The sequence below is a fragment of the Ensifer adhaerens genome (assembly GCF_001270265.1).
Taxonomy (GTDB): Bacteria; Pseudomonadota; Alphaproteobacteria; order Rhizobiales; family Rhizobiaceae; genus Ensifer; species Ensifer adhaerens_B.
This window is the reverse complement of record NZ_LGAP01000010.1, coordinates 72,889-96,821: the sequence shown is the minus strand read 5'-3', so window position 1 is coordinate 96,821 and position 23,933 is coordinate 72,889. Positions and strand designations below refer to the sequence as shown.

The following is a 23,933-nucleotide window of genomic DNA, read 5'->3' as shown; positions in this document are numbered from 1 at the left end:
CTCAGTGTCGCCAAGGGCCTTTCGGAGGAAAAACTTGCTGGAGGCGAGCATCACATGACCGGGCCGTGGGGATAGTCGGGCGGCATCATGGCCCACTGTGGCTTCCGCCAAGCGATAGCCACGAATATGGGCGCTGGCCCGCTTAATATATTAGCGATCCTAAATTTTCATGGTGGTGGAAAAAAGCACCGCGGGTATCTCGGCGTTGTCCGCGTCAGTGACGAGCAGAAGATCCAGACGATTTTCATCCAATCGAGCGTGGATGCCCTCGATCTTGTATGGGCGGTCAAGCCGGTGCAACGAACGCAGGTTGCCATTGTTGTCAGCTATTCCAATAGCCGCGCCGACGCAGGGCCCATCGCGGATTGCATCTTCGGTATCTTCAGCAACGGCGCTGAAAACCATGTTGCCGTTAGGCAGAGCCGCTGCGTCCGTGAAAGAGAATGGAACACCTTGGATGGAACCCAGGTCCAGCCGGCCGACAGCGGATGGCTTGATGGCGTCGATACGCTCGCTCTGCAACGCATCCAGTACAGTCGAAAGCTGGTACCGAATGATCGCGTTGCCAGCTTGCCCCTTGTTCCCGCGCTGAAACAAGCGCAGTTCATCGGCAACGACGACCGCGCCTTCGATATTGACCTCTGAAAATTCCTCGTTGAGCGGAACAAGGATGGGGGAAAGATCCAGGCTCCGCGGCGATCCGCAGATGGCGCCATGGGGGTCAAGTCGAAGTAGAACGCCCCTGCGGCGGTTGGGCCTGGACCCTGAGCCAAAAGCCAAGAGCGCACCATGAGGAAAATCCCGGAAAGCGGGAAGGCATGCAAGCGCTTCGAGATCGGGTTTTTGCCGCTTACGAGCAGCCTTAGTTTCGGGCAACACCCCATCAAACAGACGGATCAGATGTCCGGGCTTGCGGTCCGCAACGGAAAACACGCCTAGGTGAAGCTCATCGTCGGCAACAACGTACATGATCGAATTGAGGCACACGAGCCCGCTCGCAGCGCTGAGATGCAAAGGCCGGATGCCGGCATCAGCCGCTGAGATATTGAGCTCGCGTAACTTCGTGAGAACGATCATCACTCTGTCATATCAGGCTGAATTGGTTAGCTCCATCCTACCTGGGGTGGGAGAACAGCTTAGACCGCTACGTTTGGTCAGCAGGATGAGGGCCCAGGCAAGAGCACTCGTGCCGGATAGCGGGAACCAAAGCACGGGGTCCGCGAAGACTGTGGATGGAAACGGGTCCATATCCTTTGCAGCTGAGGCTAGGCTCACCAGGCCAAGCCCCACAAAGTAAACGGGAGCGGTTGCCGCAAGGGTCGGCAGGCAAGACGAAGACGGCTGGCGGCCGGCAACCAAGCCTTGGCAGTGCGCAGACATGGCTGGCTATCTTGTGCATAGCAGCGGCGGCGGCAGGGCTCTTTCTGTTGTTGATCGTGGCCGCGGCCGTGTTGGTCCAACGCGGGTGAAACAAGACTGACGAACGCCCCGATCTGCCAAAGAGAGGTTCTCGATCCGGGCGCAACGGAAATGGATTATGCAGCATGGCCGAGTTTGGCGGCTGTCGCGTCTGTTTTCGGCCATGCGACAGTTCGGTATAAGCCGACGAACTGTCTACAACGCATATCGGATCGAGAGGCTTTGCGTAGACATTGCGGTTGATGCGAAATTTCCCATCTCACAACATCGTGGAAGCCGGCCTCGACGTTGTCGCGTAGTTGAGACTTGCGACAGCAGCGTTGGTCCTGCTGGGGAGTCTCCCCCCTTATGGAAGCAGGACGACCGAACCGCTGGTTCGGCGAGCTTCCATATCAGCATGGGCCTGCGGCGCGTCCTTCAGGGCATAAACTCGAGGTTTTGCAGTCTTGATAACTCCGGTTTCGATAGCCGAGAACAAGCGCTGTGCCGCAGCTTCGTATTCGGTGCGATCCGCCGTGTAGTGCGCAATCGAAGGCCGGGTTACATAGAGCGAACCCTTAGCTCCGAGCATGCTAATCGGCAAAGGTTCTACCGGACCCGAGCTTTCGCCGAAGCTGACGAGGATGCCGCGCGGCTGAAGGCAGTCGAGTGATCCCATGAAGGTATCTGCACCAACCGAGTCGAAGACCACCTTGACGCCTTTGCCGCCTGTGATCTGGCTCACGCGCTCGCGGAAGTCTTCGCGGGCATAGAGGATGACATGATCGCATCCGTAGGCACGGGCGGTTTCGGCCTTCGCCTCGGTGCTGACCGTTCCGATCACTGTGACGCCGAGCGCTTTCAGCCATTGGCTTGCCAGCGATCCGACGCCTCCGGCTGCCGCATGCAGCAGCACCGTGTCGCCCGCCTTGAGGGTCACGCAGCGATGGGTCAGATACTCGGCGGTCAGCCCCTTGAACACTGTGGCGGCGACCGTTTCGCTGTCCAGTCCGGCAGGCACATGCAAGGCCCGGGCGGCGGGGACATTGCGGCAGATTGCATATCCACCCGGAGGTCCACCGACATAAGCCACCCGATCGCCGATCGCGAATCCGGAAACATCCGGGCCGAGTGCGGTGACCTCGCCCACCCCCTCCACGCCCAGGCCGGTCGGAAGCGGCAGCTTCGCGGCGAACACGCCCTTTCGATGATAGATGTCGAGATAGTTCACGCCAATGGCGAAGTGGCGAATCTGAATCTCCCCAGAACCGGGAGGCAGCAGTTCGATTTGCTGGAGAGACAGGACTTCCGACTCTCCATATTTGGAAAGCCGGATGGCATCAATGATATGGGACATGGCTCATCATCCTCTTGTTCGCACAAAAGTCTCCTGATTTACTGCTTTTGTCGATTTGTGTTTCCGGGATATGGTTTTGCAAAAATGGAAAGCGAATGGACTGGAACGACCTAAAATTCTTTCTCGCCGTCGCCCATGCGAAATCCCTGTCAGCGGCGGCAATCCAACTCGGGGTCAGCCCGTCGACGGTTTCCCGGCGGATCGAGGCGCTTGAACAGGCGCTTCAGGTGAAGCTGTTCCACGCCCGCCGCGATGGTTATGACCTGACCGAAGCCGGGCATGGCCTTGTGCCAGCCGCAGAGCGGGCGGGCGCGCAGATGCGGGTATTCGAACGCAGCGCGCAGGAAAAGGACAGCGACCTCGCCGGGCCGGTGCGGATCGAGGCGCCGGAACTTCTGGGGCAGGATTTGTTGCTGCCGGTGATGGTGCGATTCATGGACATGTATCCGTCGATCCGCATCGAATTGCGAAGCTCGGTGCGGCCAGTGCGGCTTGCCGCAGAAGAAGCCGATATCGTTCTGCGTCTCGTGCGCCCGGATCACGGCAGCTATCGCATGAAAAAGATTGGAGAGATCGGGTTCGGTCTCTATGCGTCCGACGAGTATATTCGGCGCAACGGTATTCCAGCCCGATCTGAGGATTTGCACCGGCACAGGATTATCGGCTGGACGGAGGACCTTCACTTCCTAACCATGGCGACATGGCTCGAAAGCGTCTGTCCTGGAATTCAACCGTCGCTTCGTCTCTCCTCCCTTGGGGCGCAACTGTCGGCCGCCCGCAGTGGTGCGGGATGGGCCGTCCTGCCTGACTTTGCCGCTGTTCCGGCCGGGCTTTTGCCGGGGCTTGTCGAATTGCCCGGGCTTGCGTCGGACCTGTGGCTACTCACACACGAACAGTCACAGTCCCTGCCACGTGTGAAACTGGCGCGGGATTATCTGGTAGAAGCCTTGCGGGGTGAGCTGATCGGTCACGCGCGAGATAGCTGAACGGCCGCTCCCCGTGTAGGTGGCCACATCGGCAAAGGCTGAATCCTGATTACATGCCGATGTTCTGGCATGAAATTTGTCGCTCCAACAACATGGAGCACAAGAAATGGAAATATCCGACCAGATTACCTGCCTCGATCCCTACTTCGCATCATTAGAGGAAAGTCTTTCCTCTAGGAACTCCGCTTATGAGCAACCATTTCATCGAACTCTCTGCCAATATCATTGTCGACAAATTGCCTACATGTAAAATATATAAAATCGACAGATGGGTTTCGGCCTCGTACATTGGCTAAGCCTCAAAGAATCCGACACAGGAGCCGACATGCCTTTGCCATCCCGCCCTGCCTCGATCTCCGCAACGGAAAGACATGCGCGATTGGGAAGATTGCGCGAAAACATGGAAGCTGCCGGTTTCTCGGCCGTTCTAATCGGAGCGACAGAAAGCCTTCGCTATTTCACCGGCCTTGTCTGGCATCAAAGCGAACGGCTCCTCGGTGTGCTGGTGACACCCACGACACTTACGTACATCGTTCCGGGTTTCGAGCGCAGTCGCGTGGAGTCACTGCCGCACTTGCCTGGCGAAATCGCCACCTGGGAGGAAGAGGAAAGCCCCGCTCGGTTCATCGCTTCACTGCTGCGAGCCAATGACCGGCTCGCCCTCGACGATGCGTTGCCGCTGTTTGCCTATCATGAACTCGTCAGGAATCTGGGCGTTGATCGCATCGGCGATGGTGCTCGTTTGATCCGTGATCTCAGGCTGTGCAAGTCAGCAGCCGAAATCGCGCTGATCCAGTACGCCATGGACCTCACCCTCGAGGTTCACAAACGCGCGCACGCCATCATGGAGCCGGGTGTACGGGCCTCCGATGTCGTGCGCTATATTGATGAACAGCATCGCGAGCTCGGCGCCTCCGGTGGCTCGACCTTTTGTATCGTATCATTCGGAACCGCCACATCCCTGCCTCACGGGTCTGATGGCGACCAGGTGCTCGAGAAAGGACAGGCGATCCTTGTCGATACGGGCACACGCATCGACGGCTATCACTCGGACCTCACCCGCACCTACATGCTGGACGAGGCGGATGCAGAGTTTGAGCGCGTCTGGTCGATCGAGCGCGAGGCACAACAGGCGGTCTTCGAAGCCGCGCAGCTCGGCGTGGAAGCCCGCCTGCTGGATGACGCGGCCCGAGCAGTGCTGGTGCGCAAGGGCCTTGGTCCGGATTACAGATTACCGGGCCTACCCCATCGGGCCGGTCATGGTCTGGGCCTCGAGATCCACGAGGAACCTTACATTGTGCGCGGTAACGACACGCGCCTTCGTGCCGGCATGTGCTTCTCCAACGAACCAATGATCGTCGTACCGGGTCAGTTCGGAATCCGGCTCGAAGACCACATATTCATGTCCGACACTGGACCGCGCTGGTTCACGCAACCCGCCACCGGCCCAACCAAGCCTTTTGCTTGAACGACATGAGCTGCGCTCGCGCCGGATTTCGAGCCTGAGAACCAGACAAGGGGGCATGCTGCCACCGGTTCAGGATGTTGGCGCATCCTGGCGAAAACGGACCACGGTTCCTGTACGTGCTTTGGTCCACTGCCTGCCGAGATTCGACAGCCGCGGAGCGGCGCAACGGCTCGCTCCGCAACATCTCTCGACATCAAACGACAACGGCTCGCCATGCCCCTGCCCTGGCCAAATCACTAATCAGCCCATCGCCAGCGAGCGACCCGTCGTCGGGTCGAACAGATGCATCTGATTCATGTTGAACGACAGCGGCATCGTGGACTTGGGCTTCGGATTACTTTCGGGGTCGATGCAGGCGCACAGGCCTCGATCCCCGACAGCAAAATAGACCATAGTCTCAGGTCCGAGTGGCTCTACCAGATCGATCTTCGCCTGGATTTCGGCAAAGCCCGGGCGCTCCTGCCGATCACTGATCGACTCTGGTCGAATGCCGAAAGTGACGGTCTTGCCGACGTGACGCTCATAGAGCTCAATGCGCGCGACTGGCACCGGCAACGAACTACCGTCCTCAAGCTGCACGAGCAGGCCCTTGCCGCCTGAAACGAGGGTCGCAGGCATGAAGTTCATCGCCGGCGACCCTATGAAACCTGCGACGAACTGGCTGACTGGCCGATGATAGAGCTCTTGCGGCGGTCCAACCTGTTCAATGACGCCGCCATTCATCACTACTACACGATCAGCCATGGTCATGGCCTCCACCTGATCATGTGTCACATACACCGTCGTCGTCGGCAGCAGTTGGTGCAGCCGTTTGATCTCCGTGCGCATCTGAACCCTGAGCTTGGCATCAAGGTTGGAGAGCGGTTCGTCGAAGAGGAAAACCTTGGGATTACGCACGATCGCCCTCCCCATCGCGACACGCTGGCGCTGGCCGCCGGACAACTGACCAGGGCGACGGTCGAGAAGCTCGCCGATATGAAGCGTTTCGGCCGCCGTGACGATGCGGCGCTGAATTTCCTCCTTCGAGATTTTCTGCTGCTCCAGGCAGAATGAGATGTTTTCGCGAACCGACATATGCGGATAGAGCGCGTAGTTCTGGAACACCATCGCTATGTCGCGTTTGCCGGGGCCCAGGCGGTTGACAATCTGATCTCCGATGACGATCTCGCCCGCTGTGATATGCTCCAGGCCGGCGATCATTCTGAGTGTCGTCGACTTGCCGCATCCCGATGGTCCGACGAAGACAACGAACTCATTGTCTTCGATTTCCAGGTTGATGCCGCGCACAGCCTCGTAGATGCCGTAGGATTTGACGACGTTCTTCAGTTGCAGTCGAGCCATCGGAGCCTCCTACTTTTCCTGCAGCCAGACGAGCATGGCGCCCGCTTCGCGATTGGCCCAGAGGTGATACGGAATTGCCTTGAACGCTTTGGGCTTGAGGACCGGCGGCGATGTTCGGTAAAGACTTCCATCCCAGTCTTCGGAACCAGCCTCGAGCGCCTGTCCTTCGAGAACGACCGCCCCGCCAAGCAGATCCGCGTCGAAGCGCGCGGTGATCTCCGCATCGGCCGGAAGGCGCAATCGCTGCGGCTCGCCGCCGATGTCGGTTTCCTCGACGCAGTAGACGACCGGTCCGCGCTGCAGTGCCACTCGGCCGGCATCTTCGCTTGCAGCCGGATGAGCGTAGAGGCGATCGACCGGCATCGCGATGGAAAGGCGCACTTCGTCACCGTCCTGCCAGTCACGAGTGATCGCGGCATAGCCCTTGTGCGTGCACGCAGCGAGGTCGATCGTCCGACCGTTGACAGTGACGTTGGCGTCGCGGCACCAGCCGGGGATGCGCAGGTGAAGGGTAAAGCGGCTTGGCTTGTCCAGATTGAGGGCAAGGCGCACGTCGCCATTCCACGGATATTGCGTGTCCTGCTTCAACCTTACGAACGTCTCGCCGACCATCAGTTCAGCGGTGTTGGCACCATAGAGATGGACGGCAAGCTCGCCCTCCCGCGACGAATAATAGTATTGGCCAAGAGAGGTGATGAAGCGCGCGATGTTTGTCGGGCAGCAGGGGCAATAGTGCCACTTCCAGCGACGGTTTTGCCCATGGCTCTCGAGGACGTTTTCATAGAAGTAATGTTCGCCGTCGCGCGAAATGCCGGAGAGCGCGCCGTTGAACAACACCGTTTCGAGCCTGTCGGTAAACTTGCTGTTAAGATCTGTCTGGGCCATGCGGTGGCTCCAGAAGCCGAGCGCGACGGCTGCGCAGGTTTCCGCATAAGCAGTTTCATTCGGCAGGTCGTATTCGCGGGTGAAGCCCTCATTTGAAGCGGACGGACCGAGACCGCCGGTCACGTAAAGCTGCCGGCCGACAAGGTTGTCGAACAGACGATCGCATGCCTCTTTGAGCGTGGGATCATCGTTCTCATAGGCGAGATCAGCCATGGCGGAGAAGAGATACATTGCACGCACGGCATGGCCGACCACCTGCCCCTGCTCTCGCACCGGCATATGCGCCTGGCTATAGGCGTAGGTCTGGTAGACGTAATCGGCCGGATCCTCGCCGCGCTTGCGCGCCTCCTCGTCATAATAGGACGGCATCACACCGCGCTCGTCGACGAAGTAGGTTGCAAGCTCGAGATGCCTGGGATCGCGGGTCACACGATAGAGCTTGACGAGCGCAAGCTCTATCTCTTCGTGAGCATCGTATCCGGCAAGCTTGCCGGGCTCACGGCCGAATGTGCCGATGATATGGTCGACCGCGCGGATCATGACATCAAGGAAGCGGCGCTTGCCGGTCGCCTCGTAGTAGGCGACGGCTCCTTCCAGCAGGTGCCCCATCGAGTACATTTCGTGCAAATCGCGTAGATTGGTCCAGCGCTTCTCAGGTTCGCGGCGGATGAACCAGCTATTGAGATAGCCGTCGGCCATCTGGCCCTTCGCTAGTTGCTCGACGATGTCGTCGATCTTCGCCTCGATCTCCGGATTGGGATACGCTTTCAGGGTATAACTCGCCGCCTCGATCCACTTACCGAAGTCGGAATCGAAGAAGTGCTGCATGGAGAGGCCGCTCGGCTGGATTGGCCGCGCAAGCGGGCCGGCTGGCTTGTCGAAATCGAGCACTTCAAGGAAGTCTTCTTCATCCAGCCGCATATGCTGCGTGGGAATGGTGACGTCGCGGACGGTCTGCGACCAGCTTTGCCAGAAACCACCGGTGAAATCGACACGGGCATGATCGGCGGGCACAAAGCGGCCGGCGGGCGCCGCAGGCTTGGCGGAGAATTTGAGAGACTGGGACATGGAACTCCTTTTCGCGGAAAACCGCGTATTCACTTCACTGCGCCGGCGGTCAGGCCGCGCACGTAGTAGCGTTGCAACAACAGGAAGAGGATGATGCAGGGAACCATCGTCACGGTTACGCCGGCCTGCAGCGCGCCCCAGTCGATGATCCCATAGATGCCGGAGGAAACGTTCACCAGCATGATCGGCAGGGTGAACTTGTTCTGATCCGACAGGAAAATCAGAGCCGCGAGGAACTCGTTCCAAGAATTGAGGAAGGCGAACATCGCAACGGTTGCGACACCAGGCAGCGCGATCGGCAGCATGATCCGTCGCAAAATCGTCCACTGCGAAGCACCGTCGATGCGCGCTGCCTCGATTAGTGCTCTCGGTACGGCATCGAAGGCATTGCGCATCATGAAGATCGAGAACGGTAGCTGGAACGTGACGTAGATCAGCACCAGGCCGAACAGATTGTTCTGCAGCCGCAATATCTTCAGAATCAGAAACAGCGGTGTCAGGATCGACTGGAATGGGATCATCATGGTCGCCATAACGACGACGAAGATCAGGGACTGGCCGGGGAATCGGAACTTCGCAAAGCCGTAGCCGGCCGGAACTGAGACCAGCACCGTCAGGACAATCGTGCCGAATGCGATCAGGATTGAGTTGCCCGCATAGACGTACCATCCAGCACCGACATTCTCGAGTCGGCGGTAGTTTTCAAAGGAAAACGCCTTAGAAAACAGGGCTGCCGGGTTTGCCAGTGCCTCCGCGGCGGGCTTGAGCGAGTTGGCGAACGACCAGATGATCGGCATCAGGAAGAAGATAGCGAACAGGATCGAGACTGCGACGAAAGCCACAAATCCGAGCCGCTCGCCGACCGGCAACGCCGAGGAAGTGTGTTTGGGAACATTCATCAGCTTTCCTCCGGCCGTTGGCGCATGAAGGTGAGCTGGATCGAGCTGATCGCAACGAGTACGACGAGCAATGCGAACGACATCGCCGATCCATAGCCAAGGCGATAGGAGGAGAATGAGGCGAGATAGATCGAGAAGACCGCAGAGATAGTGCTGTTTTCCGGCCCACCTTGGGTGATGATGAAGAACTGGTCGAAGGCGAGCATTGAGGATGTGATGTTCAGCACAAGCGCCAGCATAAAGGAGTTGCGCATCAGCGGTAGGGTGATGCGCCGGAAGCGGGTCAAAGCATTTGCACCATCGATCTTTGCGGCCTCCATGACATCGCCTGGAATGCTCTGCAGTCCAGTCAAGAGGATCACCATCGTAAACCCCGCCGTTTTCCATACGACCATGAGGATGACGATCGAGAGGGCTGGCCAGAAACTCTCCAGCGGTCTTGGTGCCTTGTCGACGAGACCGTTGCCGACGAGTATTTGCGCGAAAACCCCACTGTCCGGATTGAGAAGCCACATCCACAGGGTGGAAGCGGCGCCAAAGCCGATGACCACCGGCATGAAGTAGATGGTGCGAAACACGCCGGCGAGCCGAAGTGGGCGGTCGACGAGCAAAGCCAACGGAAAAGCGACCATCATGATCGCTGCCGTCACTAGCCCCGTGTAGAGCAAGGTGAACCCAAGCGAGTGCCATAGCTGGCTGTCACCCAGAAGCTCGATGTAATTGGCCAGTCCGACAAACTTGGTGCGACCAAGCAGCGGCCAATTGTGAAAGCTCATCCAGATCGTCATGATGAGCGGAATTATGAACAGGCCTGTGATGAACGCGATGCTCGGAAGCATGAACAACAGGCCGAGCCAGCCTTCAGGCTCCGGCTTGTTCAGCTCTAAGTCATCACTGCGCGCAGTCGTTTCCTTAGCCACGGAACCCATGGTCTACGGTCCTTCTAATGATCGAAGCGGCGGGGCGAAAGTTTGATTGGGCGCGGGCAGGACAAGGGAGAGAGTGCCCCGCCCGCGCGCCCGTCGTGGCTCCGCCACTACGGGTTGGTTCGCTCCAGTATGCGCGTGAAGTCGCTCTGTGCCTTGGAGATCGACCCGTCGACGTCGTCTCCGAAGATGGCCCCCTGGACCAGATTGACGAAGGGCCCGGTTCGGCTGACGAACAGTTCGTCAGACGAGAACGTATAGGGCGTGCGCGCCTTGGACAGAACGTCATAGGCAACGAGATTGCGCTGATCGAACTTGGCGTATGCTTCCTTGGCGAGATCCGTTCGCGAAGGCATGCCCGCTTCCTTTGTAATGAAGACCTGTTGTTCCGGCGTCATGTAGAAGTCGACGAAGTCAAGGGCGATCCGCTTCTTCTCCTCGTCGATACCCTTCATCAGCGCCAGGCTGTCACCTCCGGCAAAGCTTGAAGCACCGCCGCTCGGACCAGGGATTGGTGCTACCTCAAATTTCACATCCGGATACTTAGCTGTTAGAAGATTGACGATGTAGGAACCGGTCATGAGGATGCCAACCTTGCCGGAGGCGAAGGCTTCGACGGCATTATTGCCATTGCCTGAACGCGACGTTGGATGGATCGCACCGGCTTTCCACATGTCGCGATAGGCGGCAATCGTTTCGCGCAGCGCCGGCGTGTCGACGGTTGCCGCGCGACCGTCCTCGCTCAGAATGTCTGCGCCTGCGGCCCACAGATGCGGCAGAAAATCGTAGATCAGCCAACTGCCGGAATTCGCGACGAAATAAAACCCGTAGGTCCCGTCGCCGAGCGCGGCAATCTTCTTGGCACTTTCGGTAATCTCCTGAAGTGTGGCAGGAGCCTTCTTCGGGTCGAGACCTGCCTTTTCGAAGAGTTCGGTATTGTAGGCGATGATCGAAGCGTCGGGGAGCGCCGGGACACCGTAGATCTTGCCTTCGTAGGTGGCGAGCCGGATGTGAGATGGGCTCATGGCGGAGGCTTCTGGGCGACCCTTGACCCAATCGGTGATGTCTTCCAGGCCGTCAGCGGCCGCGAATGTCGGCAGGTAGATCAGGTCAAGCACGGCGCCGTCAGGCGGGGCACCGCCGGCTATCGCAGCACCGAGCTTGGGCACCATCTGTTCGGCGGTTATTTGCGTCACCACGATCTTATCGGGGTGGGTGGCATTATATCGTTCGGCCAGCGCCTGGAGCACTGCCCCGGATGACGTGCGCACCCAAAGCGTGACCTCGGCGGCATTTGCAAGAGTCGCGCTGGCCAGCAAGGAAAGCGCGGATATCATCAACTTATACTTGTGCATGGCAGTTCCCCTTTTTCGACGCCACCCTTAACCTCCCGGTGGCATGGCCAAAACGTTATGCGACAAAATTCCAGTTGTCGACAGTTTGTGGGCATGAATCTGATAAAACCTTTTACCATCACGATTATTTCTGCTAAAAGGTTTTATCATCGGGATCAAAAGGACGAAAACTTGACTGATAAGGACATCCGCAGGCGCACGATCCATGACGTCGCGAAGGCGGCCGGCGTCAGTATTTCAACGGCATCGAACGCGCTGAACGGCACTGGGCGCACGAACGCCGAAACGAGAGAGCGCGTTAAGCGTGTAGCGAAAGACATAGGCTTTCGACCAAATGCGCTTGCACGCAGCTTGCTGACGAAACGTAGCCACGCGATCGGCATGCTCACCAACGATACCTACGGGCGACTGACGCTGCCGATGGCCGCCGGGGTTTCAGAAGTACTGGTCGACCAAGGGCTTTCGGTCTTTCTTTGCGCCACCAACAATGATCCTCGCCTCGCCCGACTGCATCTGGAGGCACTGCTTGATCGACAGGTCGACGGCATCATTTTCACGGCTACACGCCTCGACCTCCCGCCGCCCATTGAATTGTCGAAGCTCCCGATCCCTGTCGTGTATGTCTTCGCAGAGGGGCCGTCGGACCACATCAGCTTCGTCCCTGATGACGCCCATGGCGCAAGGCTTGCAGTCGAGCATTTGAAGAACAGCGGCCGGTCGCGCATCCTCCACATTACCGGCCCCGATGACTATGTCGCGGTGCGCCGCCGAGCCAATGCCTATCGAGACAGCGTCGGTGAAGGTGCGGAAGTTCTCTATGGCGACTGGAGCGAGGAATGGGGCCATTTCGCCATCGACGCAGTCTTTTCCCGTACTGGTGAAAAGCCTGACGCGATCTTTTGCGGAAATGACGAGATTGCGCGCGGAGTTATCGATGCCCTGCGGGACAAGGGCATCGGCGTTCCCAATGACGTAGCAGTCATCGGCTTCGACAATTGGGAAGTCATTGCCAAGCAGACACGCCCGCCACTCACCACCGTCGATATGGAGCTCAAAGAGTTGGGGCGCCGTGCTGGGCTTGCGATCTTGGCGCTCGCTGCTGGCGAAGACGTTGACACCGGCACGACCAGATTGCCTTGCAGTCTTGTTGTCAGAAAGTCCTGCGGTGGCGAGCTCTGATGCCGGGTGACTCCGCCTTTGCGCCCGTCCGACTAATAAGCAGGGCGTTCGTGATCATTGGATCGCGCACTATGCTTTCCATGAGGGCGCTCGAATCATGCCCAGGCTGCAAATCCCACTTGTCGAGAATGACGTGCAGGAAAATGACAGCCGGGAAGGTCAGTCAGCTCATCACGCTCCGAACAACCGCTTGTCCCAATAGACTGGCTGATGAAGGCTCACAGCGATGCTCGAGAACTCAGGATGAGCGGGGTTGATAAGAATGTTATTATCGAGTCTGGCGACAACGCTTGGCACGAACAGAATGGCACTGCGCTTTTGCAGACACCAATCCTCACCAAATCGCTTGCTGACGACTGCCGGCATGGTATCCCAGCCCGGTACGGCCGCCCCCAACAATACCTCGTAGGTCAGCCCTCGGGGAATTGTAACCTGCACATAATGCTGGTTTGGCGGTAGCCGCCCACTGCCGTGAACAAGCTTTTCCAGTACAGCAGTCGAATAATGTTCACTGCTGTAGATAACCGGACTTCCCGGCGTGTTCCATCGGCCTGGCGCGATCGTAGAGCCTGTGGCATCAAAGATCGGGTAAGCCCCGTTGGGATCGCCTATTCGGAAGGATGACAGCGTTCGATCAAGAACTTGAGCCGTCACGCAGCGCTTCCGTATTTCAAACTAGCGAGGATCTCCAACACCAGTTCGGCCCCTATCTCATTTTGAATGACCACATCGACCGGAGCTCTATCCTCGAGCATGGGATGGCTTCTGAACAGGAAATCTCGCGCGGCCTCCGGGCTCTGCCAGACGTCAACCGCCAGGTTCCATACGCGGGCAACACGCGCGACTCTCATCCCTTCATCGGGTGACAGACGAAGGCTGATCTTACGTCGCTCCAAAGTGGCCTTGGGAACGAACCGATACTTGAAATGCCCGTCATTCGGAGCAAGCAGTTGAGAGACACGCTCAAGCACAGCGATCGGCAACCCCCCCTCGATTCGGGAGATGAGGCCGAGCGGAGACCGCGCTGCGGTTTCCCTGGCAGGAAGACCGAGTACATCCGCAACTTTTTCAAATGCCAACATCGGGATATCCTCACCTCAGTTGAGATCAAAAATAGTCTCATTCGGACTTCTATGCAACCCTTCGCCTGTCCGTTGCGCCTGTGAGAGACCGACACAGGGCCGCGAACTCGGCAGCGGCGGTCGGATTTTCAGTACTTTAACCGCTTTGAATGTCGTACAGGATGTCAACGCTCGGATCGTCATTTGGGAGCGTTTCATCGGGCGGCCAGCGACGCCCGATGAAACGCTCATACTACAGGCGCTGCCACATATGCCGCTTGCTCCTTCCGCAGAGACAGACTTACGCAGATTTGCAAATGTAGGCTCCGCAGTTCCGCCTACTTCAACACAAAAAGCCAAAGTCGCGTTGAGCCTCGAGCAAATCCTGACGCGGATGAAACCGCGCTACTCACCAGCCGAGTGCTTGAGTTCCTGGATCGCGTTTGATCCATGCCGGCGTCTTGGCGTCGCGGACGCAGCCGTTTTTGGAACCTAACTTTTGGTGCCAGACGGACATATACCAGCTCGCTCACAAGTTCGATCAATGTCTGTCCTGACCGGTAGCAAGGGCGGCATCGTCGTCGTTGCATCCGAAGAGGAGGCGTTCGCCTTCATCAACGATTACGCTGCCGAGCACCTGGCGGTCCTTGCCGACAGCGCCTGTTCTGGCCTGGACCAGCTTCATGGCAGCCTCGTCTCTCTTCATGTCGAGCGGCTGGCGTCCCGGCTTATTTCCCTTCGCACGCGCGGCAGCAATGCCATCCTTTGCCCGTTCCGAGATCAGCCGACGCTCAAAATGTGCGATGGCGCCGAACACATGGAAGATCAGCTCGCCAGCGGCCGAAGAGGTGTCGATCTTCTCCTCAAGGCTGAGAAGGTCGATCTGCCGTTCCCGTAGCATTTTCACCGTTTCCAGCAACTCCGCGAGTGATCGTCCGAGCCGATCGAGCCGGACGACGGCGAGTGTGTCGCCGGCGCGGGCATAGGCCAGCAGCTCGGCTAATTGCTATACGCCGACTTCAGAATTGAAAACTAACCCCGCTGCTCCAGTTTATAAAGTACGGGTAAACACGCCCAGGAGGAGCAGTTATGAGCAGAAACACCGTTATTGGCGTCATTGTCGCCGTCGTCGTAATCATCCTTGCCGTTGTCTTCCTACTTCCGGGCAAGACGACCACAACGGAAACAGCGACACCGCCGGCGACTACGACCGAGCCGACCGCCCAGCCCTCGACGACGACTCCGTCGACTACTGAACCGTCGACCACTCAGCCCTCTACGACCCAGCCTTCAACGACTGCGCCAGCTCAATAGGGTATACTTGCGAGACTACTGCGAGCACGCTACCGACGCCGAGTGTCGCGCTAGACGGCGGTCATTGGGTGGACGCGCCTTAAAGCTTCTCGTAACTGCTGAGGCTATGCCTCGAAAATCTGATAGTTCGCCCAGACACTTCGAGAGATTTCATCCTCGGTCGCCCATTCGGCATCGGAATCGTTGAGTAGGGTTAGAAACCCGCTCTTGCCCTCGATTTCTTCTGGCGATCGATAACCCTGCTCAATTGAGTGGTAGCGGAACTGTTTATACACGCGCAGTTTGCTGCGCTGTCCACGAGACCGCACCCGGTGGAACCTTTCGAAACAAACGCGATTTACTGCTGAGGAGGCAGCCTCCGGCAAACGAGGCAGTCATTTCCATTCACGGAAACAGAGCACGCCCATGCGTGACGAAGACACCAGAGAACAGTACAGCAAGGTGGTCCGCGGCTGGAACACGCGGTACGATCTGGATGAATTCATCCGGGCACACGGGCTTCAACCTCTAGCCGCACGCGAGCTGTTCGCGAAATTCGGACCTCATAAATTCGACCTCGATCGGAAGGTCGAGGAGCTTCGTGCCGCGGAACAATCCAATCTCGGGCACTGATCCTGGTTGCGGAACAAACTGTCCGATCGGCGGATTCCTCTTCGCACCCCCCGACGACCAGGCGGTCTTCTCTCCAATCGGCGGTCGCCTGGGATTTCAAAGCGCTCGGCGAACCTTATATAGGCTTCACATCTTGGGTTGCAGGGGCACTTTTCCACTCGCGAGAAATAGTGCATTGTGCGCCGCCGAGAGGAACCATGATGACCTATGATTGGGAAGGCGCCCGCAGGCGGCGTTTCAGGCAGGCGAGAATTTGGCTGTTGTTGGCGCTATTCGCATGGTTTGTCGCCATCGCCCTACCCTCGTGACACAGGCGCTACCCGCAAAAAAGCGGCCTTCGCGGAGTTGACGTTGGAGAATGGAAGGCCGCTAGTAATATCAGCAATACGCTAGTATACGCGCAATCTGGTGATTGACGAGTTTTTGTTCGCTTAGATCTTTGAAATCAATCTGGCCTACCCGCAGTTGGCGAAAAGGCTTCTTCGTGGAACCCGACGCCACATCGCGCGTTTCGCCTGCATTAAGTCAATTTCTGCGGTTCCGCCCTGCCACAGCGGCCGGTCTTTCCACGCGAGAAAACTGGCAGCGCGTCGCATTCGTGGCGTGTGATAAGCAGAATGGGAGTTCCTTCATGCTCAATCTTCCTGATCCCTCGGCGGGTAACCTCAGCGCCACCGAAGCGGAAATGCTCCAACGGATTTTCAATCGGGTGTGCGTGGAAGAGCGAATTCCGAAAATGGACATCCGAGCCGAACGGCTTGCCAAGTTCATTATTGACGAGTTCGACGTCGGAAACAGAGAGGAAGAGTCTCTTTTAGAGTGCGCCAGATGGCTTGTCCGCTGCAAAAAGAAGCCGCCCGTCCGTACGCCGGCATTTGTGAAAAAGATGGTGGCCAAGAGGCGGCACTGATACCAAGCGTGCGAGACCGCGCATTCTTCCCCCATCTCACCCTTTCCCTACACGATGCGCCGGATCGCCTCAGCAAAGCTGACGCCGAGTGCCATCGCTGCAATGCCGGTGACGCCGAGCGCGTAGGCGATCCCCCAATCAGTACTTTGCCCATAGAGATCGCAGGCGCCTTATCAAAGGGTGCCGCCTCCCGGCATCAAAACGTGCCCGAATTATGGGTTCGATCACGGCGCGAAGGATCTCTTCGGCGCGCACCTCGGTGATGACCATGTTCGGCTTCACCATCGGCGCGCCGGCCGCGCTGGCGTGGCCGGCGCGCCGATGGTCAGGACGTCAGCGACGTCCCGATAGGCCCTCGTCTTCAGGCCTTCCCATTGTTTGACGAGTGTGAGGCCCGCCGCATTGATGCGTCGGTTCAAAGTCATGTTGCTACTTTCATGGTGGTGGAGGAGTATCTTCTCAGCCGACAGACTGAGGAGTGGGTGATGGATTTCGAAAAAGTCGGGCGAAGCCGAATGATGATGCGGCTGCCACGACACCGGAAACAAATTTCCGATGCCAACTTTCTTGCGATCAACGATTTGCTGGAAGCCTACGGCCTAGCCGCTGTGAAGCGCGATGAGTTACGCGAGCAATTGATGCCAGACCCCAGGAACATGGAAGAGTATGAAGATCTCTGCCAAAAACTGGAGGACGACATTATCAAGATGCTGGCTAGTGTGAGCCCGCGAATGGTTCGCTAACATCCACTTTGTTCCCAGTAGATTCTCAGTAGCGAAAAGGTACGACCAGTTCGCAATCTTCGCTTAACAAGTGAACGGCATGCTCTCGTTAGTTGCCGTCGCCCCCTGACCCCCCGCCGGCAACTCGGAACCGCAATCCAACTCTCCGGATTGCGGTTTTCCCGTGACGGAGCAGCAGATGGGCTATGATTGGGATGGCGCCCGCTGGCGCCGGATGAAGGTGGTTAGATACGGGACCGCCGTGGCTTTGGCGGGTCTACTGGTCGCGGTTGCGGCGCAGGTTGTGACCAGGACGCTATAGAGACCGCGCAGAGCCACATGCGCTTGCACAAGGCTGGGATGTTGGCTTGGGCGAGCAGAGTTGGCCCGCTCGCCCGCTTTCGGGCCTGTGTTCTATTGCTGGGAGAATACCTCGCCTGCCAATGCCATTGCTGACTGAACACGACTGAAGCCAGCATAGGGAAGCATGTGGAGAATGGCTTCGCTCACCTCCTGCCTCGTGGCTCCCGTATTCAGCGCACCCTGGACATGTACCTTCAGCGGCATTTCATGCGCCATAGTCCCGCGCGCAGTGAGCGCGGCGACGCTCGCCAATTCGCGGGACTTGATATCAAGACCCGGCGTCGAGAACACGTCTCCGTAGGAGAACTTGAGGATGTAGCGACCGAGATCGACAGCCACCATCCCGAATGGCCGGCGGAGCGGTAGGCAAACGCGCCGCTATCTGGGGACGGCACCGCTCCCGGAAAAGGACAGGATCGCCGCGTCGGCGATTTCCGCAAAGCGGGCACTCGGCCCTTGCACCCCGCTGCTCTGCTGGGCGACACGCGCGCCCTCGATCAACAGCAGCAACGTGTCGCAGAGCAGTTCCGCATTGGCGACACCGGCCTTGCGGCAAAGCACCACGACGCGATCGCGTTGCGCATCCTTGAACTTCCGGATCACCGACCTGCCGGGATGGTCCTCGTCCGTCAGCTGGACGGCGGCGCTCATCATTTCGCAGTGGCAATTGTCGTCGCCGAGGTGCTCGGCGATCCGCCGGACCCAGGCCCTGAGCTGCGCCAGCCCGTCGCCGGGGTGGGCGTCCTCCAGCTCCCGCCAGAAGCCGTCCATCTCCATTCCCGCGCGCTGAAGACATTCGACGATGAGTTCGTCCTTCGAATTGAAGTGACGATATAGCGTCATCTTGTTGCTGCTGGCGGCATCGGCGATGGCGTCGACACCGGTCCCGCGAATGCCGCGCCTGCGGAACAGCTCGCGCGCCGCCTCGACGATGCGATCGCGCGGCAAAAGACGTGGTTGCTTGCAGGAATCCGTGGTCATCGCATTCGGCTCGACGTCGTCGGCATGGAAAAACTTGCCCCTTGACGACCTGTTGGCGATCGATAACATGCGACGGTGTTACCGACCAGTAACATTTTCGCCAGCGGCACATCGAGGAGTGGCCGTTTGTAGCGAAGGCTTCCGGGACACGGCGGTAACCGCAGAAAAATTTCTAGCGTAATGTCGGTGGGCGCGGTCGTCAGGCGTCTTTTAGCCAGAGTGCACACCGCTCAGACTTATAAGCTTCGATCACGTTCAAGATTTGGGTCGGTCCGGCCCATCGTGATCTCGTGCTGGAGCCTTACGATGCGCATGCTGGATGGGCCGAAGGCGAAGAACCGCGCCGCTGACCGCATGGTCCGCGTGGCAGACATCTGCCTGCCCGTTTTCGGGATCTCCCGAAATGCCGCCAGCATCCCTGCCGCAAACATTCTGCCAGACGAACGCTCCAATCGCGGGGCACCTTACCAAAACGACGCCCCGTGGACCCTTCACGGCGCCGCCTTGCAAGGATCGATCCCGCCATGATCGACTTCTTCATTCACCGGCCGATCTTCGCGTCGGCAATCGCGATCATCATGACCCTCGCCGGCGGCATCTGCTATTTCCTGCTGCCGATCTCGCAGTTTCCCGATGTGACGCCGCCACAGATCGTCGTCGCCGCCAACTATCCGGGTGCCAGTGCCCAGGTCGTCGCCGATACGGTGACGACGCCGCTCGAACAGCAGATCAACGGCGTGCCGGGCATGCTCTATATGACCTCGACGAGTTCGAATGACGGCTCGTCGCGGATCATCATTTCCTTCGAAGTGGGCTATCCGATCGACGTCGCCGCACTCGACGTCCAGAACCGCGTTTCGCAGGCAGCATCCTCGCTTCCCGCGCTCGTCAACCAGACCGGCGTGACCATTGCCAAGCAGATCCCGAACTTCACCGTGCTGGTGAGCCTGGATTCGCCCGACAATTCGGTCGACTTCGCCTCGGTCAGCAACTACGCCTACCTGCAGATCCTCGATCCATTGAAGCGCCTGCCTGGGGTCGGCGACGTCCAGCTCTTCGGCGAGCGTCGCTACTCGATGCGCGTCTGGCTCGATCCCGACCGTATGGCCAATCTCGGCATCACCGCCGTCGACGTGCAGAACGTCATTGCCGAGCAGAACATCCAGGTCGCAGGTGGCAAGATCGGGCAATCGCCGGCACCGGCCGGGACACCCTTCGAGATGCAGATCAACGCGCTTGGCCGATTGAGCGATCCGGCGCAGTTCGGCGACATCGTGCTTCGGGCCGACCAGACGACCGGGGCGACGACGCGGCTGCGCGATGTGGCACGCATCGAACTCGGCGCCTTGCTCTACTCGTCGTCGGTCACCTTCAACGGCAAGGAAAGTGTCGTACTCGCCGTATTCCAAGCGCCTGGCTCCAACGCGCTCGATCTGCAAAGCCGTGTCCAGACCAAGATGGACGAGCTTTCGCAGCGCTTTCCCGCAGGCATCGCCTATCACATGTTCTACGACACCACGCGTTTCGTCTCGGCGGCGATGAAGGATGTCGTGTTCACGCTGCTCGAGGCGCTCGCCCTCGTCGTTTTCGTCGTCTTCATCTTCCTGCAGAACCTGCGCACCACGATCATCCCGACGATCGCCATTCCGGTATCGCTGATCGCGACGCTGGTCGTCATGTACCTATTCGGCTTTTCTCTGAACATGCTGAGCCTGCTCGGCATGGTGCTCGCCATCGGTCTGGTGGTCGACGACGCGATCGTCGTCGTCGAGAACGTCGAGCGTCAGCTCGAGGCCGGACTGCCGCCGCTGGCCGCCACACGCAAGGCGATGCAGGAGGTGACCGGGCCGATCATCGCGACGACGGCCGTGCTTCTCGCCGTCTTCATTCCAGTTGCCTTCATTCCAGGCGTCGCCGGCAGCCTCTACAACCAGTTCGCCCTGACGGTCGCAATCTCGGTCGCCTTTTCCGCCTTCAATTCGCTGACCCTCAGCCCGGCGCTGAGCGCCGCTTTCCTGCGTTATCGCGGCGAACCGCGCTTTGCGCTCTTCCGCTGGTTCAACACCGGCTTTCATGCGCTGTCGCACGGCTATGCACGCAGCATAGCAGGGCTCGTGCGCTGGCGCTGGGCGCTGTTTGCCCTCTTCCTCCTCGCCATCGGTTCCACTTACGCGCTGTGGCAGCGCACGCCGTCGACCTTCCTGCCGGTCGAAGACCAGGGCTATTTCTTCGTCGTCATCCAGCTACCTGACGGTGCCTCGCTCGAACGGACCGAGACCGTCGCGCGGCGATCCGAGGAGATCCTTCGCGGCACCGCCGGTGTCGATTTCGTCGGCTCCGTCGTCGGCTTCAATTTCCTGTCGTTTGCCGCCCAGTCGAATTCCGCAGTGCAGTTCGCCGTCCTCAAACCATGGGACGAGCGCCCCCCAGAACAAGGTGCCTCGGCGCTGCGCGAGGCAGTGACGCCGCAACTGCTGCAAATCCCGGACGCGCTCGTGCTCGCCTTCGATCCCCCGTCGATCCAGGGGCTGGGGGCGACCGGCGGCTTCGAGTTCCAGGTCGAGGACCTGGGCGGGCGCAGCGCTCAAGCGCTAGGCGACGCCACGCAGGCGCTGATTGCCGAGGCGCGCAAGCAGCCGGAGATCAATCCCTACCAGCTCTTCTCCACCTTCAGCACGTCGAGCCCGCAATTCGACTATGACCTCGACCGCGATAAGGCCAAGCTGCTCGGCCTGAACCTGCCCGACATCTTCAATACGCTGCAGATCTATTTCGGCTCGCTCTACGTCAACGACTTCAACCTGTTCGGCCGCACCTTCCGCGTGACGCTGCAAGCCGACCAGGGCGCGCGGGCCTCGGCCACGGATCTTTCGCGCCTCTATGTTCGCAACGCGGCGGGCGAGATGGTGCCGCTCAACACGCTTGGTTCGTTCAAGCCGACGGTCGGTCCCGAGACCATCACCCACTACAACAACTACCCGTCGGCGCTGATCAATGGCGCGGCAGCGCCCGGCTTCAGTTCGAGCCAGGCGGTGGCGGCGATGGAGCGGGTGGCCCGTACGACGCTGCCGCGGGACTACACATTCGAATGGACCGGCATTACCTATCAGGAGATCCGCGCAGGTTCGATCGCCGCGCTCGTCTTCGCGCTCGCGCTCGTTTTCTGCTTCCTGATCCTGGCCGCCCAGTACGAAAGCTGGTCGATGCCGTTCATGGTGCTGCTCTCGGTGCCGTTGGCGCTTCTGGGCGCGCTGTCGGCGCTATGGCTCCGTGGAATGCAGATCGATGTCTATTCGCAGATCGGTTTCGTGATGTTGGTAGGACTTGCCGCCAAAAACGCCATCCTGATCATCGAGTTCGCCCGCCGGCGGCGCGAAGAAGGGCTGGACGTTGTGGCAGCAGCAGCGGAAGCGGCGCGCCTGCGCTTGCGCCCGATCCTGATGACGGCCTTCGCCTTCATCCTCGGCGTGCTGCCGCTGATGTACGCCAAGGGCGCCGGTGCTGCCAGCCGCCAGTCGATCGGCACCACCGTGTTCGGCGGCATGCTCGTGGCGACCGTTCTCACGCTCATTTTCGTCCCGGTCTTCTACGCGGTCATCGAACAATGGCGGGAGGGACTTTCCTCGAAGCCCGTCGGCCAGCAGCGGGAGCCGGAGGCGGCGGAATAAGGATTGGAGCCTGACATGCGTGGTTTAAGACTGGTCGTTGCCGCAGTGGTCATAATCGCTGCCCTTGCTGCGGCCTATCACTACAGGAATGGCGGGTTTGAGATCAAAGGCGGCGATGCCGGGGCCGCCCCGGCTCCGGCGCAACAGGCCATGCCCGTTCCCGTCGCGGCGGTCGTCAAGAAAACGATCCCCATCTATCTCGACTATTCCGCACGGACCGAGGCGATCCGCAACGTGACGCTTCGCGCCAAGGTCTCCGGCTATATCGCGTCACAGGCGGTTTCGGACGGTTCGGATGTTCAGCGCGGCGACCTCCTCTACCGGATCGACACACGCGACTATCGGGCGGAACTGGATCAGGCAAAGGCCCAGGCCGAAAGGGACGAAGCGTCACTCGCCTATCTCCGATCCAATCTCACGCGCGGCAACGAGCTTGCCACGACAGGCTATCTGGACAAGGACAGTTTCGACCAGCGTCAGAGCGCAGTACATCAAGCGGAGGCTGCACTTGCCATGTCGCGGGCGGCGGTGCGCACCGCTGAGATCAACCTCGACTACACCGAAATCCGCGCGCCCTTTGCCGGGCGGCTCGGGCGCAACCTGGCGCCGGAGGGAACACTGGTCAGCAACACGACCGGAACCCCGCTCAACAACCTTGTGCAGCTTTCACCGATCTATGTCTCGTTCAACCCGAGCGAAACCGAACTCGCCGACATCCAGAAGGCCCGGACAAAGGGCAAAGTGGAGGCAGAGGTGCTTCTGCCCGGCGACAAGGAACCGCGTTACCGCGGCGACCTCAGCTTCATAAACAACATGGTCGAGGGCAATACCGGAACGGTGGTAGCGCGCGCCACGATCGACAATGCCGATCTGACCCTGCTTCCCGGTCAGTATGTCCGCGTGCGCCTCAAGATCAGGGATGAACCGAACGTGATGATGGTGCCGGAGACGGCGCTCGGATCGAGCCAGCTCGGCAAATATGTCTATGTCGTCGGCAAGGACGATACGGTCGAGCAGCGGCTCGTCACCCTCGGCCCGACCAGCGGTGATCTCATTGGGTTGGCCTCGGGTGTTTCGGAAGGCGACCAGGTGATCGCCGGAAACCTGCAGAAGATCTTCCCCGGCGCGCCGGTCAAACCGATGCCGGCGGAGCAGGCGCAGAAGTAGCGGCAACAGCGATCACTTTAGTAGCCGAGGCTAGGATCGCTGAAAAATTGATGGGAAGACCATTCCAAATGTTATGACAACGATGGCGATGAACTGGAGAGATGTCGGTGTTTCACCGAGCACCACGATGCCGATCAGGGCCGTGGTCACTGGAATGCACGGCATCAACAGCGACGCCGGTTGCGAGCCTAGTCGGCGAGGCCAATAGCGACGGCTGGAAAGTTTCCGGTCAGTGACTTCCTTCGAAACTAATCCTGTCGCTGGGCCTCAAGC

At 59.3% G+C, this 23,933-nt stretch carries 21 protein-coding genes and 2 pseudogenes; 9 read left to right on the top strand and 14 right to left on the bottom strand.

Annotated features, from left to right (window positions below; translation table 11 throughout):
- Positions 1-159: 159 nt before the first annotated feature.
- Both AC244_RS16785 and AC244_RS16780 read right to left on the bottom strand, forming a co-directional pair.
- A complete protein-coding gene (locus tag AC244_RS16785) occupies positions 160-1,077 on the bottom strand; it encodes a DUF6929 family protein (protein WP_053249969.1) in 918 nt (305 codons plus the stop codon).
- Between the two features lie 688 nt (positions 1,078-1,765).
- Positions 1,766-2,755 carry a quinone oxidoreductase family protein gene (locus AC244_RS16780; RefSeq protein ID WP_053249968.1) on the bottom strand — a complete coding sequence of 330 codons (990 nt, stop codon included), beginning with the start codon at positions 2,753-2,755 and terminating at the stop codon, positions 1,766-1,768.
- A gap of 14 nt (positions 2,756-2,769) precedes the next feature.
- Between AC244_RS16780 and AC244_RS16775 the strand changes: the two genes are divergently transcribed.
- Together AC244_RS16775 and AC244_RS16770 are read left to right on the top strand one after the other, a co-directional pair.
- On the top strand, positions 2,770-3,741 hold the full coding sequence (locus AC244_RS16775) for a LysR family transcriptional regulator (protein WP_234716952.1): 972 nt from the start codon (positions 2,770-2,772) through the stop codon (positions 3,739-3,741).
- Positions 3,742-4,066: 325 nt separating this feature from the next.
- Positions 4,067-5,209 carry a M24 family metallopeptidase gene (locus tag AC244_RS16770; RefSeq protein ID WP_053250044.1) on the top strand — a complete coding sequence of 381 codons (1,143 nt, stop codon included), beginning with the start codon at positions 4,067-4,069 and terminating at the stop codon, positions 5,207-5,209.
- 240 nt (positions 5,210-5,449) lie between these two features.
- Here AC244_RS16770 and AC244_RS16765 read toward each other — a convergent pair whose 3' ends face one another.
- From AC244_RS16765 to AC244_RS16745, 5 genes are all read right to left on the bottom strand, one after another.
- A complete protein-coding gene (locus AC244_RS16765) occupies positions 5,450-6,550 on the bottom strand; it encodes an ABC transporter ATP-binding protein (protein WP_053249966.1) in 1,101 nt (366 codons plus the stop codon).
- Positions 6,551-6,559: 9 nt separating this feature from the next.
- Positions 6,560-8,503: a glycoside hydrolase family 127 protein gene (locus tag AC244_RS16760; protein WP_053249965.1), complete on the bottom strand. Its 1,944-nt coding sequence runs from the start codon at positions 8,501-8,503 to the stop codon at positions 6,560-6,562.
- Between the two features lie 29 nt (positions 8,504-8,532).
- Complete coding sequence (locus tag AC244_RS16755) at positions 8,533-9,402, bottom strand: carbohydrate ABC transporter permease (protein WP_053249964.1); 870 nt, start codon at positions 9,400-9,402, stop codon at positions 8,533-8,535.
- Positions 9,402-10,331, bottom strand: coding sequence for a carbohydrate ABC transporter permease (locus AC244_RS16750; protein ID WP_053249963.1), 930 nt, complete (start codon positions 10,329-10,331; stop codon positions 9,402-9,404). The genes AC244_RS16755 and AC244_RS16750 overlap by 1 nt, the downstream gene beginning before the upstream one ends.
- Positions 10,332-10,438: 107 nt before the next feature.
- Entirely contained in the window at positions 10,439-11,683 is a 1,245-nt protein-coding gene (locus AC244_RS16745; protein ID WP_053249962.1) for an ABC transporter substrate-binding protein, read from the bottom strand.
- Positions 11,684-11,776: 93 nt separating this feature from the next.
- On the opposite strand from AC244_RS16745, the gene AC244_RS16740 reads away from it, so the two are divergent.
- The gene (locus AC244_RS16740) at positions 11,777-12,862 is read left to right on the top strand and encodes a LacI family DNA-binding transcriptional regulator (protein WP_082366881.1); all 1,086 of its coding nucleotides are present in this window, start codon (positions 11,777-11,779) and stop codon (positions 12,860-12,862) included.
- Between the two features lie 171 nt (positions 12,863-13,033).
- On the opposite strand, the gene AC244_RS35350 is transcribed toward AC244_RS16740, so the two are convergent.
- The 3 genes and pseudogenes from AC244_RS35350 to AC244_RS16725 all read right to left on the bottom strand — a co-directional run.
- A complete protein-coding gene (locus AC244_RS35350; protein ID WP_082366880.1) occupies positions 13,034-13,516 on the bottom strand; it encodes an RES family NAD+ phosphorylase in 483 nt (160 codons plus the stop codon).
- Positions 13,513-13,944: an antitoxin Xre/MbcA/ParS toxin-binding domain-containing protein gene (locus tag AC244_RS16730; protein WP_053249959.1), complete on the bottom strand. Its 432-nt coding sequence runs from the start codon at positions 13,942-13,944 to the stop codon at positions 13,513-13,515. The genes AC244_RS35350 and AC244_RS16730 overlap by 4 nt, the downstream gene beginning before the upstream one ends.
- Positions 13,945-14,464: 520 nt before the next feature.
- A pseudogene (locus AC244_RS16725) lies at positions 14,465-14,926 on the bottom strand (recombinase family protein); the annotation flags it as partial.
- 716 nt (positions 14,927-15,642) lie between these two features.
- Between AC244_RS16725 and AC244_RS16720 the strand changes: the two are divergent.
- A complete protein-coding gene (locus AC244_RS16720; protein ID WP_053249958.1) occupies positions 15,643-15,849 on the top strand; it encodes a hypothetical protein in 207 nt (68 codons plus the stop codon).
- Between the two features lie 631 nt (positions 15,850-16,480).
- Positions 16,481-16,759: a hypothetical protein gene (locus AC244_RS16715; RefSeq protein ID WP_053249957.1), complete on the top strand. Its 279-nt coding sequence runs from the start codon at positions 16,481-16,483 to the stop codon at positions 16,757-16,759.
- Between the two features lie 278 nt (positions 16,760-17,037).
- On the opposite strand, the gene AC244_RS35340 is transcribed toward AC244_RS16715, so the two are convergent.
- A complete protein-coding gene (locus AC244_RS35340) occupies positions 17,038-17,184 on the bottom strand; it encodes a hypothetical protein (RefSeq protein WP_202596084.1) in 147 nt (48 codons plus the stop codon).
- A 60-nt stretch (positions 17,185-17,244) separates the two neighbouring features.
- Here AC244_RS35340 and AC244_RS16710 point away from each other — a divergent pair, with 60 nt between their 5' ends.
- On the top strand, positions 17,245-17,502 hold the full coding sequence (locus tag AC244_RS16710) for a hypothetical protein (RefSeq protein ID WP_152975983.1): 258 nt from the start codon (positions 17,245-17,247) through the stop codon (positions 17,500-17,502).
- A gap of 393 nt (positions 17,503-17,895) precedes the next feature.
- Here the strand turns inward: AC244_RS16710 and AC244_RS16705 are convergent, their stop codons facing one another.
- The gene (locus tag AC244_RS16705; protein ID WP_063934111.1) at positions 17,896-18,186 is read right to left on the bottom strand and encodes a carboxymuconolactone decarboxylase family protein; all 291 of its coding nucleotides are present in this window, start codon (positions 18,184-18,186) and stop codon (positions 17,896-17,898) included.
- A gap of 36 nt (positions 18,187-18,222) precedes the next feature.
- A complete protein-coding gene (locus AC244_RS16700) occupies positions 18,223-18,825 on the bottom strand; it encodes a TetR/AcrR family transcriptional regulator (RefSeq protein WP_053250043.1) in 603 nt (200 codons plus the stop codon).
- A gap of 306 nt (positions 18,826-19,131) precedes the next feature.
- On the opposite strand from AC244_RS16700, the gene AC244_RS16695 reads away from it, so the two are divergent.
- The 3 genes from AC244_RS16695 to AC244_RS16685 are packed head-to-tail and all read left to right on the top strand — an operon-like array spanning position 19,132 to position 23,660.
- Positions 19,132-19,353 carry a hypothetical protein gene (locus AC244_RS16695; protein WP_053249955.1) on the top strand — a complete coding sequence of 74 codons (222 nt, stop codon included), beginning with the start codon at positions 19,132-19,134 and terminating at the stop codon, positions 19,351-19,353.
- Positions 19,350-22,493 carry an efflux RND transporter permease subunit gene (locus AC244_RS16690; RefSeq protein WP_053249954.1) on the top strand — a complete coding sequence of 1,048 codons (3,144 nt, stop codon included), beginning with the start codon at positions 19,350-19,352 and terminating at the stop codon, positions 22,491-22,493. The genes AC244_RS16695 and AC244_RS16690 overlap by 4 nt, the downstream gene beginning before the upstream one ends.
- 15 nt (positions 22,494-22,508) lie before the next feature.
- Entirely contained in the window at positions 22,509-23,660 is a 1,152-nt protein-coding gene (locus tag AC244_RS16685) for an efflux RND transporter periplasmic adaptor subunit (protein WP_053249953.1), read from the top strand.
- 30 nt (positions 23,661-23,690) lie between these two features.
- Here AC244_RS16685 and AC244_RS38860 read toward each other — a convergent pair.
- Positions 23,691-23,843: pseudogene (locus AC244_RS38860) on the bottom strand (EamA family transporter); the annotation flags it as partial.
- Between the last annotated feature and the right edge of the window lie 90 nt (positions 23,844-23,933).